Origin of the sequence: Methylobacterium phyllosphaerae, from assembly GCF_001936175.1 — a bacterium.
Lineage (GTDB): Bacteria > Pseudomonadota > Alphaproteobacteria > Rhizobiales > Beijerinckiaceae > Methylobacterium > Methylobacterium fujisawaense.
On the sequence record NZ_CP015367.1, the window covers coordinates 2,157,501 to 2,170,082 of the forward strand.

Below are 12,582 nucleotides of genomic sequence, written 5' to 3' on the forward strand. Positions count from 1 at the left end.
TACGAGACGGCCGCGCGCCACGACCTGCCGCGGGCCGCCGTCGAGGATATCGTCCGGGTGTTCAGCTACGACCTGGACTTCCAGCGCCGCATCAGCAGCGGCGACGGGCTCGACGTGTTCTACAGCACCGACGACGATGCCAGCGCCGACCGTCCGGATCTTCTCTACGCGGCGCTGACGCTCGGTGGCGAGACCCGCAAGGTCTACCGCTTCCAATCCCCGGATGACGGGACGATCGACTATCTCGACGAGCAGGGCCGCTCGTTGAAGAAATTCCTGCTGCGCAAGCCCATCGCCGACGGGATCATGCGCTCCGGCTTCGGCTACCGGCGCCATCCGGTCCTGGGTTATGCCAAGCTTCACACCGGCGTCGACTGGTCCAATCCGATCGGCACCCCGATCATGGCAGCCGGCAACGGCGTGGTGATCCGCTCCGAGATGACCTCGGGCTACGGCAACCGGGTCGAGATCCAGCATGTCAACGGCTACGTGACGACCTACAACCACATGTCACGGTTCGGCCGCGGCATCCGGGAGGGCGTCAAGGTCCGGCAAGGGCAGGTCGTGGGCTATGTCGGCTCGACCGGCCTGTCGACCGGCGCCCATCTTCACTACGAGGTGATCATCAACGGCCACTTCGTCGATCCGATGAAGATCCGTGTCCCGCGTGGCCGGGAGCTCGACGGGCGCCTGCTCGCCGAGTTCAAGCGTCAGCGGGAGCAGATCGACGCCACCATGCAGAAGTCGAAGAGCGCCACCGCCATCGCCCAGCGCGATGCGGCGGTGCGCTGAGGCGATCGCTCAGGCGAAGCCGAGCCGGGCGCGGATGTCCCCGGGGGTCTGGCCGGCTTGCCGAAGGTCGGCGAGGGATTGCGAGCCGCGCGACTTGGACAGCTTCTCGCCCTCAGCGTCGTGCAGCAGCGGGTGGTGGTGGTAGCGCGGCGTCGGCAGGCCGAGCAGCGCTTGCAGGAGCACGTGCAGGTCGGTGGCGGCCTCCAGGTCGCGGCCGCGAACCACATGGGTGATCCCCTCGGCGGCATCGTCGTGAACCACTGCGAGATGGTAGCTTGTCGGCACGTCGCGGCGCGCGATCACCGTATCGCCCCAACGCCCCGGATCGGCCGCGATCCAGCGCTCGCCCGCCTCGTCGAAGGCGACGTAGCCGAGCGTCGAGCCGGCGCCGCGCAGGGCGGCCGCCATGTCGAGACGCCAGGTATGCGGATCGCCCCTGGCGAGACGGTCCGCCACGGACACGGCAGATTCGTGCCGGCAGGTGCCGGGATAGAGCGGCACGCCATCCGGATCGCAGGGGACCTCGCCCGCAGACGCGATCCGCGCCCGGATCTGCCCGCGCGAGCAGAAGCAGGGATAGGCGAGCCCGCGGCCGACGAGCCCGTCGAGGGCCGTCCGGTAGGCATCCATATACCGGGACTGACGCCGCACCGGCTCGGGATAGCTCAGCCCGAGCCAGGCGAGGTCCGAGACGATCCCGTCGATGAAGTCCGGCTTCGAGCGCGCCGGATCGATGTCCTCGATCCGCAGGCGGCAGAGGCCGCCCAGCCGGGTGGCGAACTGCGCGTTGAGAAGCGCCGAGTAGGCGTGGCCGAGGTGCAGGCGTCCATTCGGGCTCGGCGCGAAACGCAGGACCGGTCCTCCCGCACTTCTGAGCCGCTCCGCCGAGGCGCCCGGATCGGCCGGTCTGCGCGGGTGCGGCGTCAGCCCTCGCGGCGGCGGAGGCATTGCAGCGCGCCGGGCTGGCAGGCGAAGCCGGGGAGCGAGCAGGCCGGGCCGTCTGCGAGCCGCTGACAAACCTTGCAGCCGTCGCTCCATTCGAGGCAGGCCGGATCCTCGGCCGCCGAGCGCAGCGGTGCTGGGTGACGGGCGGGCGCCAGGGCGCCGATGAGCACGGTGGCGATCACGAGGACCGCGATGCCCCAGGCGGCAAGCGCGCCGCTCGACGAGCGCGGTGCGGGCGGCAGAGGGCTGGCTGTCGACATGGGCGTCCTGTTGGCGCGGGACTCGCCCGCCTGTCAACGCGCGCCCTCAGGCCGCGCGCGCGGATTGGCGCTCCAGCAGCGGGGGGAGCAGCTTCAGATTGAGCGGCTTGGCCAGGAACCCGTCGAAGCCGGCCGCCCGGGCGGCGATCTCGTCCTCGCGGCCCGCATTGGCGGTCAGTGCGACGAGATGGAGCCGGTGCGCGCAGCCCGATTCGGCCGCGCGGATCCGCCGGGCGGTCTCGTGCCCGTCGAGGCGCGGCATCCGCACGTCGATCAGCGCCAGGTCGAAGGGGCCGTCCGACTCAAACCGCTCGAGGGCCTCGACGCCGTCGGCCGCATGGACCACCGTGGCGCCGAGCCGTTCCAGCGCCCGGGTCGCCAGCAGGGCGTTGATCGGGTTGTCCTCGGCCAGCAGGACCCGAAGGTGGCTGCCGGTATGCGAGGGGGCCTCGGGCGGGGCGGCTGCGGCCTCGACCGGGCCCGTCGATGCGAGCAGGCGCTCGAACAGGGAGCGCGGGCGGACCGGTTTGATCAGGTAGCCGTCGAAGCCCGCCGCACCGGGCGCCCCGAAGCCGCGCCGGTCGAACGGCGAGAGGAGCACGAGGCTCGTGCGAACCCCGCAGGCCCGCGCCGCATCGGCGATCTGCCGCACGGCACCGTCGCCCAGCGCCCGGTCGGCCAGCACCACGTCGAAGGCGGCGCCCGACAGGGCGTCGAGGCCCGACTCGAGGCTGTCGACGATCACGGTGGCGGCTCCGGCCCGGGACAGACTGCGGGCGAGGTACGGCGCCTGGAACGGCGAGTCGGCGACGATCAGACAGCGTCGCGCGGAGAGCGGCGGCAACGGGACCCGTCCGCCGTCATCGATGCCGGCCACCTCGGCCAGCGGCAGCAGGACCCGGAAGGTCGAACCCCGCCCCAGGCGCGACTCCGCCTCGATCCGGCCGCCCATGCGGGTCACCAGACGCCGCGTGATGGCGAGACCCAGACCGGTGCCTTCATGGCTGCGGCTCGCGCTGCCGTCGCCCTGCTCGAACTCCTCGAACAGGATCGGCAGCCTCTCCTCCGGGATGCCTGGGCCGGTATCGGCCACGGCGAGCACGACCTCGCCGCCGGCTGCGGTCCGCACGAAGCTCAGGCTGACGCCGACGCCGCCCCGCTCGGTGAACTTGATGGCATTGCCCGCGAGATTGATCAGGATCTGCCGCACCCGGTCGGCGTCGCCCAGAACGGCGGCCGGAAAGTCCTCGGTCACGTCGAGGGCGATCTCGATCCCCTTGTCCTGCGCGCGGGGCGCGAGCAGTTCGACGACGCCCTCGGAGAGGGCCGGCAGGTCGAAGGACTCGGCCGCGAGGTCGAGGCGCCCGGCTTCGATCCGCGAGAAGTCGAGGACCCCGTCGATCAGGCCGAGCAGCGCTTGGCCGCTGGTGCGCACCGCCTCCACGTAGGTGCGCTGCTCGGGGTTCAGCTCGGTTCCGAGCACGAGGTCGGCCATGCCCAGGATGCCGTTGAGCGGCGTCCGCATCTCGTGGCTCACCGTCGCCAGGAAGCGGGATTTCGCGACGCTCGCCGCCTCGGCGCGCTCCAGGGCCGCGTCGCGGCTGCGGATCGCCTCGACCCGCGCGGTGACGTCCCGGCCCGCGCGGAGCCAGTGCGTCGCGTCGCCGTGCGCCACCGGCATCTCCACGAAGGCGAACCAGCGCGCCCGCCCGTCCGCCGCCCGGACCTGCGCCTCCAGGCGGCGGACCCCGTCCGGCCCGATCTCCACGGCGTTGCGGTCGAGGATCTCAAGATCGTCCTGAGAGCCGATCAGCGCGATCGGCTCGCGGCCGAGCAGGCGGGCGAAATCCTCGTTGGCGTAGGTGATGCGCCCGCGGGCATCGCGCTGGACGATGATCTCGGTGGTGGCGGCCACCAGGGCGCGATAGCGGTCCTCGCTCTCGCTGATCCGCCAGATGCGGTCCTGCAGCCGCTCGGTCTCGCGCTCGGCGCGCCGCGTTCCGCGCACGCGCCAGAGGCCGAGGCCCAGCGCGGCCGCTGTCAGGAGCGCCAGGACAGGCGCCATCATGTCGATCATTCCGGCCTCCCCGGCTTCAGGCCGGTCCGCCGCAGGATCGCAGCCGAAGCTGAAGGCCGCGTTGGGAAAGGCGCTTAACCGCCGGTTGCAGACTTCGCGGAGCCCGGGACGCCGCGCGCGCTTAACGGAACCGTGAGGTGATCCGAAAAGCGGCTCGCGAGTTGCCTGCCAGGACGCAGGTCCGGACGGAGACGCGACATGCCCGGTGAGCACTACGACGTCATCATTGTCGGGTCCGGTCCCGGCGGCGGCACGATGGCGTGGCGCCTCGCCCAGACGGGCAAGCGGATCCTGCTGGTCGAGCGCGGCGACTACCTGCTGCGGGAGCCGCGGAACTGGGACAGTCAGGCGGTGATCGTCGACGGCTACTACCAGGCCAAGGAGACGTGGTACTCCTCCGACGGCAAGAGCTTCCGCCCTGGCCTTCACTACTATGTCGGCGGGAACTCGAAGTTCTACGGTTCGATCCTCTTCCGCCTCCGCGAGAAGGACTTCTCCGAGATCCGCCACCAGGACGGCGTCGCGCCGGCCTGGCCCGTCGGCTACGACGTCTTCGAGCCGTACTATCAGGCGGCCGAGGAGCTGTTCCACGTCCACGGGCTGCGCGGCGAGGACCCGACCGAGCCCTGGTCGACGAAGCCCTATGCCCATCCGCCGGTGGCGCACGAGCCGCGGATCCAAGAGCTGTTCGACAACCTGAAGCGGGCCGGCCACCACCCGTTCCACCTGCCGGTGGGCGTGCGGCTGGTGGAGAAGGACGGCCGCGCGGTGCCGACCTCGCCCTGCATCAAGTGCGAATCTTTCGACGGATTCCCCTGCCCCACCAACGGCAAGTCCGATGCCCAGACCATGGTGGTGGACCCGGCCCTGCGGGACTGCCCGAACCTGACGCTGCTCACCCGCACCTTTGTCGAGCGCCTCGTCACCGACCCCTCCGGCCGCACCGTCACGGGCATCGTCGGCGCGCGCGACGGCGCGCCCTTCGAGGCCTCGGCCGACCTCGTGGTGGTGGCCTGCGGCGCCCTCTCCTCGGCGCTGCTGCTGCTGCGCTCGGCCAGCGACCGACACCCGAACGGCCTCGCCAACGGGTCGGACCAGGTCGGGCGCAACTACATGCGCCACAACAACTCCACCGTGCTGGCGATCTCGAAGGTCCCGAACCCGACCCGGTTCCAGAAGACGCTCGGCCTCAACGACTTCTACTTCGGCGATCCGGACCCGAAGGACGGCTGGGAGTTCCCCCTCGGCCACATCCAGATGGTCGGCAAATCGGACGGGGCCCAGATCCACGGCGAGGGCCTGCCGGGCTTCCTGCAATGGTTCCCCGACAAGCCCTTCGACTGGATCGCCAAGCACTCCGTCGATTTCTGGCTGACCTCGGAGGACGTGCCGCTCCCGCAGAACCGGATCTTCTATAAGGACGGCAAGGTCCATCTCGACCTCACCGAGACGAACGTCGAGGCGCACAAGCGGCTCCGGCAGAAGCTGCGCGAGATCTGCAGCTTCACCGACATCCACCCGCACCTGTTCGACCGCTCGCTCTATCTCGGCAAGAACGTCCCGATCGGCGGGACGGCCCACCAGGCGGGAACCCTGCGGTTCGGCGAGGATCCGAAGACGTCGGTGCTCGATCCGAACTGCAAGGCGCACGAGTTGGACAACCTCTACGTGACCGATGCCAGCTTCTTCCCGTCGATCGGCGCCGTGAACCCGACGCTGACCATCATCGCCAACGCCCTGCGGGTCGCCGATCATCTCGTCGCCCGGATGGGGGCCCGGGACGCGATCGCGCCGCCCCGGCTTTTCGATCACACCGAGCCGCGGGAGCCGCTGCCCGCCTGAGGATCGGCGGGGCGCGGAACACCGCTCCCGCCCGGCGCCGCATCCTTAAGCACCCGCGCCGGCGGGCCTAGAAGGCGGCTTCCAGGACGCGCGCGACCTGTGGAGGGCTCTCCCGAGGTCGCCGCGCTCCGGCACCTCGGGATGAGGGGCCGGCTTCGGATGTGCGTTATCGTCCCCGCGCGCCGCTGGCGCCGGGGGCATGGCCCGGGAGCGAACACGAGGGACGCGGGACGCCGCGGGAACCCAGGTGTCGGCCAAAGTCGCGCGGGATCCGATCCCCGCGGCGCCCCGCGGCATCGACCGGGCGCCTGCCCCGGCCGGTGCCGTCTTTCTCGTCGCGGCGTCTCCAGCGCCCCGGTCCTGCGACTCCCTGTTAGCGGTCTCGGGCGAGGCCCAGGCACGCCGTGCCCGCACCTCCGGAACCCGCATCAGCGCCGTGGCCTTCCAGCCGCCCCCCGCCTCGTAGTGGGCGGGTCCGCAGGTCGCTCAGGGTCGGCCCAGAGGCGGGTCGGCGCGGGGGCATTTCCTCGACCCCGCCGGGCAAACTGCCGCCCGGTCTCACGCCCGCTTCCGAGACACGCCCCGCACCGGTCCGCCGCCCGGGGCGATGGCGGCTGAAAGCCACCGACGCGGGCGCCGCCCCGCCCCCGGACCCGCACGGTCAGCCACCGGGCGGGCCCCCGAAGGACGCCCCGGGATCGCTCCCGGGCCGCCGCGGACAGGTGCGGTCAGGAAGCACAAAATAGGAACATTGTCAAGGTGCGGGCGGCGCGGCACGCGGGACTGGGCCTGTCCGCCGCGGTCTTCTGTACGTCCCCGCGCCGTCATTCCGGGGCGCCGCGGGCGCGCCGGAAATCCGGTGCCGCGGTCGGCGCGTCCGGATCCCGGGCTCCGCGCAGCAACACCGGGATGACGGGGAAGCGGCCGCGTCTGCTATGTCGGCGGTCCGAATCCTCATCGATCGCGCCGCCCGTGGCCATTGACCATATCGATCTCAGCCGGATCGACCTGAACCTGCTGGTGGCCCTGGATGCGCTGCTCGACGAGCGCAGCGTCACGCGGGCGGCCGCACGGGTGGGGATCGGTCAGTCGGCGATGAGTTCGAGCCTCGCCCGCCTGCGCCGCCTGTTCGACGACGAACTCCTGACCCGGGCGCCGGACGGGATGCGGCCGACACCGCGCGCCCTCAAGATCGCCGAGCCGCTGCGGGCCACCCTCCGGCAGGTGCAGGCGCTGGTGCATCGGGAGGAGCGGTTCGACCCGGCCACCGTCGAGCGCAGCTTCACGGTGAGCCTGCCGGACAGCGTCGAAGCGCTGCTCGGGCCGCGGCTGATCGCGCAGCTCCGCCGGGACGCGCCCGGCATCCGGCTCCTGCTGCGCTCGGTCGACCGGACCCGGATCCTCGACGAACTCGACGCCGACCAGGTCGATCTCGCCATCGGCCTGTTCTCCGAGGGGCAGCTCCACCACAAGCAGCGCCTCCTCTACCGCGACAGCTACGTGGTGCTGTTCAACGCCGCGCTGATCGGCCTGGAGCCGCCGATCGGGCTGGACGACTACCTGCGCTTCCCCCACGTGCTGACGTCCCTGCGCGAAACCGCCCACGGGGTGGTCGACGACGCCCTCGCGTTGATCGGCCGCTCGCGCACCCTGGCGGTGACGACCCCGCGCTTCCTCGTCGTCCCGTTCATGGTCCGGGCGGCGCCGGTGATCGCCACGATGCACGCCCGGCTCGCCACCTCCTTCGCCAACGCTCTGGCGCTCAGCGTCAGCCCCGTGCCGGTGCCCCTCGACGACGTGGCCGTGTCGATGCTGTGGCACGCCTCGTACGACCACGACCCGGCCCATCGCTGGCTCCGGGATCTGCTGGTCCGGCTGGCCCACGAACCGCCGGCCCCCGGCATCATCTGAGCTCGGCGCTCACAGGCAGGGATCGTCCGCGGTCTCCAGGCGGCCGCTCGCGATCGCCGCGCGGAACAGCGCGAAATCGGCCGCATTGCGCTCCGCATAGGCCGCAGCCCAGTCGGCGATCGCCGCGCAGAGGTCGTCGTGCTTGCCGCTGCCGCAATAGCCGGCGATCGCCGCCGCATCGCCGGTCCGCGCATGGGCACGGGCGAGAAGCGTGCCGTAGGCGTACGAGAAGGTCAGGAGCGGCGCGCCGGACATCCGCGCCAGCGGGATCGCGCCCTTCAGGTTCTTCATCTGCCGGACGTAGAACGGGCGGCCCGCGATGCTGGTCCAGCCGAGCAGCGGATCGCCCACCGCCTGGAGCAGGCGCTGGCCGTAGATCACGCGCTCGCCCTCGTGCCCGGAAAAGGGCGCCGGCACCCGCGGCAGGTACGGCGCGTGCGCCGGACGGACCGCCTCCTTGACCTGGAGGAAGAGTGCGTCCGCGTCGGAATTGCCGAACAGCAGCGCCAGATAGGCGCGGGTCCCGACGCTGCCCACGCCGACGACCCGATGGGCGACATCGACCACGTGGTAGCGGTCGAGCATGAAGCGCCGCTCCCGCGGCAGGGTCTCGGCGTAGCGCTCCAGACCGGTGACGACGCCCTCGCGGGTCGCCTCGTCCACGGGCGTCAGGATCGGCGGATCGGTTTGCAGGCGCCAGCTGCCGTCGGTGCGCCGCTCGGCGACCTGGGCGAGGAGGCTGCGGTTGTTCCGCCGCCGCGCCTTGTCGACGGCCCGCCGCACCACGGCCCGGGCCTCGGCATCCATCTGCAAACCGGCGATGTGCGGCGCGTCGGCACGCGTGGTCTGGTACCAGACGTCGAGGGAGCCCTGCGGCGCCAGGCGCCGCATCGTGTGTTGGTAGCCGGAGACCGCCTCCATGACGGCCGCGCGCCGCTCGGCCGCCGGCGCGCCCGCATCCGCGATGGCGACCGCGAGGCCGGCCGCGAGGCGCTTGAGATCCCATTCCCACGGGCCGATCGTGACCTCGTCGAAATCGTTGAGGTCGAGGACGACGTCGCGCTGCGGCGTACCGAACAGGCCGAAATTGTCCGTGTGCGCGTCGCCGTTCATCACCACGTCGATGCCGCTGCGCGGCCCGCGCGACAGGTCCCAGGCCATGACATGGGCGGCCCCGCGCAGGAACGCGAAGGGCGAGGATGCCATCCGGGCGACCCGCAAGGGGATCAGATGCGGCTGACGGCCCTTATGCGCGGCCTCGATCAGGGCGATCGGGTCGGGCCGGTCCGGACCGGGATCCAGCGTGGCCTGGCTCGCATGGGGCACCTCGGCGCGCAGCCGCTTGCCGGCCTTGCGGCGCTTGTCCCAGGCCTCGACGCCCACGCGGAGGTCGATCCGCGGAAACTCCGCGACCGGCGCGAGCACCGAGTCCATACCCGGGGCGTCGGAGACGCCGGTTTCCGGGGCAGTCCTGTCGCTCTCGATGCGATCCATCGATGTCCCATCGCGGCATGCAGGGCGGCCGCGGCCGTACGGGTCTCCCCCCCGAGCCGGGAGCGATTTCCATACGGTAGCATCGGCCCCGCTCTGTGACGTCCCGGGCCCGAACGGCCCTTGACCACTCTATAGGCGAGCCCTCTAACGAACCGAGTATTCGCGGGGCGTTTCCGGGTGCCGGGCCGTTCACAGCGTCGCGATCAGAGTTCCGGAAGTGGACGGGGCGTTCCGGGAACGCCGTTGCATCAGCGAGACTTCGCATGCCCAAGGGTTCAGATCTCCTCGTCGCCGCCCTCGAGAACGAGGGGGTCGACCGAATCTTCGGGATTCCCGGCGAGGAGAATCTCGACGTCGTCGAATCCCTGCGCAACTCCAAGATCGAGCTGATCCTGACCCGCCACGAGCAGGCGGCGAGCTTCATGGCCGCCACCCATGGCCGCCTCACCGGCCGCCCCGGCGTCTGCCTCTCGACCCTGGGTCCCGGCGCGCTGAATTTCTCCACCGGCGCCGCCTACGCCCATCTCGGCGCGATGCCGATGATCATCATCACCGGCCAGAAGGGCATCCTGTCGTCGCGGCAGGCCAAGTTCCAGATCGTCGACGTGATCAGCTCCATGAAGCCGATCACCAAGATGGCCCGGCAGATCGTCTCGGCCTCCTCGATCCCCACCATCGTGCGCGACGCCTTCCGGGTCGCCACCGAGGAGCGGCCGGGCCCGGTGCTGCTGGAGCTGCCCGAGGACATCGCGGCCGAGGAGGCCGAGGCCCACCTCGTGCCCTCGCACCCGATCGACATCCCGGTGGCCCATCCCACCGCCATCGCGCGCGCCGCCGCCATGATCCTGAAGGCCGAGCGCCCGCTGATCATGCTGGGCGCTGCCGCGAGCCGCCCCCGGGCCACCGGCGAACTCGGCGGCTTCGTGCAGCGGACCCAGATCCCGTTCTTCACCACCCAGATGGGCAAGGGCACGGTGGCGAGCGGCACGAACCTCTACATGGGCACGGCGGCGCTGTCCGAGCGGGACTACGTCCACGAGGCGATCGACCGGGCCGACCTGATCATCGCCATCGGCCACGACACGATCGAGAAGCCGCCCTTCTTCATGGGCCAGCACGACCAGAAGGTCCTGCACATCAGCTACATGCCGGCCAATGTCGAGCAGGTCTACTATCCCGACGCCGAGGTGGTGGGCGACCTCGGCCCCACCCTGAAGCTGCTCGCCGACCAACTCGACGGCAAGCTCCCCAACGCCGGCGCCCTGCTCCACCTGCGCGAGCACATCCTCAACCACATCGCCGACCGGGCCGGCGAGGACCGGTTCCCGGTGACACCGCAGCGGCTCGTGCGCGACGTGCGCCGGGTGATCCCCGAGGACGGCATCGTCTGCCTCGACAACGGGATGTACAAGATCTGGTTCGCCCGGAACTACCGGACCTACGTCGCCAACACGCTGCTCCTCGACAACGCGCTGGCCACGATGGGCGCGGGCCTGCCCTCGGCCATGATGGCGGCGATGCTCTACCCGAACCGGCGCGTCATGGCGGTGTGCGGCGACGGCGGGTTCATGATGAACAGCCAGGAGATGGAGACCGCGGTCCGCCTCAAGCTCAACCTCGTGGTGCTGGTGCTGGACGACTCGGCCTACGGGATGATCCGCTGGAAGCAGGCGGTCGACAAGTTCGCCGATTACGGGATGACCTTCAGCAACCCGGATTTCGTGCTCTACGCCAAGTCGTACGGGGCCACCGGCCACCGGGTCGAGTCGGTCAACGACCTCGTGCCGACCCTCGACCGGGCCTTCGCGGCGGGGGGCGTCCACCTCGTGGCGGTGCCGATCGACTATTCCGAGAACACCCGCGTGCTGGTCGACGAGCTGCGCGCCAAGGTGAAGGATTTCGAGCCGGCCGAGTGAGGCTGGTGTCGCAGTTGGGTCGGGACCAAGACAGGGCAGCGCGATGAACCCGTTCACCTTCCAGACCACGCCGAACGTGCTGTTCGAGGCCGGCGCCTCCAGGAAGCTGCCCGAGATCGTCGGCCGCTTCGGGGCGAAGCGCGTCCTGCTGGTCACCGACAAGGGCGTGCGCGGCGCCGGGCTGACCCAGGCCGCCGAGGCGGCGTTGGCGGCGGCCGGCGTCAGCCTCGACGTCTACGAGGACGTGGTGGCCGATCCGCCCTCCACGGTGATCGAGGCGGCGGCCAAGCGCGCCCGGGAGCTCGGGACCGACCTCGTCCTGTCGATCGGCGGCGGCTCGGCGCTCGATACCGCCAAGCTGGTTGCCTACCTCGCCAAGTCCGACGAGCCGCTCGACGCGATCTACGGCGTCGGCCTCGCCACGGGCGACCGGCTTCCGCTGATCCTCGTTCCCACCACCGCCGGCACCGGCTCGGAGGTGACGCCGATCTCGATCGTCACGACGCCGACCACCGAGAAGAAGGGCGTCGTCGCCCCGAAATTGCTGCCCGACTGGGCGGTGCTCGACCCGGAGCTGACGCTCGGCCTGCCGTCGCACGTCACCGCGGCGACCGGCATCGACGCCATGGTCCACGCCATCGAGGCCTTCACCAGCAAGAACAAGAAGAACCCGATCTCCGACCAGCTCGCCAAGCAGGCGCTGGCGCTGCTCTCGGCCAACATCCGCACCGCCTGCACGGATGGGGCGAATCTCGAGGCGCGCTCCGGCATGCTGCTCGGCTCGATGCTCGCCGGCATGGCCTTCGCCAACGCGCCGGTGGCGGCGGTCCACGCCCTGGCCTACCCGGTCGGGGCGATCTTCCACGTGCCGCACGGGCTCTCGAACGCGCTCGTGCTGATGGGGGTGATGCGCTTCAACCTCTCGCACGCGGAGGCGCTCTACGCCGAGCTGGCGCCGATCCTCGATCCCGCGGCCGCGGATCTGCCGCCGTCCGAGGCCGCCAAGCGCTTCGTGGAGAGCCTCGACGCGATCTGCCGCGACTGCAAGGTTCCGGCGTCCCTCGCCGAGGTCGGCGTCGCCCGGCAGGACCTGGAACGCATGGCCTCCGACGCGATGAAGCAGACGCGGCTCCTCGTGAACAACCCGCGCGAGGTCACCTACGACGACGCGTTCGCGATCTACGCCGAGGCGCTGGGCGAGGCACGCCCGGCGGCGTGAGGGCGGAAGCGGCGCTGGACTGCCGCTCGGCCAGTCCCGGCCACGCCGTCATCGCGAGCGCAGCGAAGCGACCCAGGGCAGCGCGACCTCGCCGAGCGAGACGCTGCTGGATTGCTTCGCTCCGCT

At 71.1% G+C, this 12,582-nt stretch carries 9 protein-coding genes (1 of these 9 cut by a window edge); 5 read left to right on the plus strand and 4 right to left on the minus strand.

Annotated features, from left to right (window positions below; genetic code table 11):
• A protein-coding gene (locus tag MCBMB27_RS09595) for a M23 family metallopeptidase (RefSeq protein WP_043354565.1) crosses the window boundary here: on the plus strand, positions 1 to 792 show its final stretch. The gene continues 1,233 nt to the left of window position 1, outside the view; 792 of the gene's 2,025 nt are visible here — the last part of the coding sequence; its start codon lies off the left edge, out of view; its stop codon occupies positions 790 to 792.
• 9 nt (positions 793 to 801) lie between these two features.
• Here MCBMB27_RS09595 and gluQRS read toward each other — a convergent pair whose 3' ends face one another.
• The 3 genes from gluQRS to MCBMB27_RS09610 are packed head-to-tail and all read right to left on the minus strand — an operon-like array spanning position 802 to position 4,074.
• Positions 802 to 1,740 carry a tRNA glutamyl-Q(34) synthetase GluQRS gene (gene gluQRS, locus MCBMB27_RS09600; protein ID WP_083683440.1) on the minus strand — a complete coding sequence of 313 codons (939 nt, stop codon included), beginning with the start codon at positions 1,738 to 1,740 and terminating at the stop codon, positions 802 to 804.
• Complete coding sequence (locus MCBMB27_RS09605; RefSeq protein ID WP_043357333.1) at positions 1,716 to 1,997, minus strand: hypothetical protein; 282 nt, start codon at positions 1,995 to 1,997, stop codon at positions 1,716 to 1,718. The genes gluQRS and MCBMB27_RS09605 overlap by 25 nt, the downstream gene beginning before the upstream one ends.
• A gap of 46 nt (positions 1,998 to 2,043) precedes the next feature.
• Positions 2,044 to 4,074: an ATP-binding protein gene (locus MCBMB27_RS09610; RefSeq protein WP_075380297.1), complete on the minus strand. Its 2,031-nt coding sequence runs from the start codon at positions 4,072 to 4,074 to the stop codon at positions 2,044 to 2,046.
• 198 nt (positions 4,075 to 4,272) lie between these two features.
• Here MCBMB27_RS09610 and MCBMB27_RS09615 point away from each other — a divergent pair, with 198 nt between their 5' ends.
• On the plus strand, positions 4,273 to 5,916 hold the full coding sequence (locus MCBMB27_RS09615) for a GMC oxidoreductase (RefSeq protein ID WP_075380298.1): 1,644 nt from the start codon (positions 4,273 to 4,275) through the stop codon (positions 5,914 to 5,916).
• Positions 5,917 to 6,888: 972 nt separating this feature from the next.
• A complete protein-coding gene (locus MCBMB27_RS09625; RefSeq protein ID WP_043357345.1) occupies positions 6,889 to 7,827 on the plus strand; it encodes a LysR family transcriptional regulator in 939 nt (312 codons plus the stop codon).
• A 9-nt stretch (positions 7,828 to 7,836) separates the two neighbouring features.
• On the opposite strand, the gene MCBMB27_RS09630 is transcribed toward MCBMB27_RS09625, so the two are convergent.
• Positions 7,837 to 9,321: a DUF2252 domain-containing protein gene (locus MCBMB27_RS09630; protein ID WP_083683443.1), complete on the minus strand. Its 1,485-nt coding sequence runs from the start codon at positions 9,319 to 9,321 to the stop codon at positions 7,837 to 7,839.
• 263 nt (positions 9,322 to 9,584) lie between these two features.
• On the opposite strand from MCBMB27_RS09630, the gene MCBMB27_RS09635 reads away from it, so the two are divergent.
• Together MCBMB27_RS09635 and MCBMB27_RS09640 are read left to right on the plus strand one after the other, a co-directional pair.
• Entirely contained in the window at positions 9,585 to 11,237 is a 1,653-nt protein-coding gene (locus tag MCBMB27_RS09635) for an acetolactate synthase large subunit (RefSeq protein ID WP_053610259.1), read from the plus strand.
• A 43-nt stretch (positions 11,238 to 11,280) separates the two neighbouring features.
• Entirely contained in the window at positions 11,281 to 12,456 is a 1,176-nt protein-coding gene (locus MCBMB27_RS09640; protein WP_053610260.1) for an iron-containing alcohol dehydrogenase, read from the plus strand.
• The last annotated feature ends 126 nt before the right edge of the window (positions 12,457 to 12,582 follow it).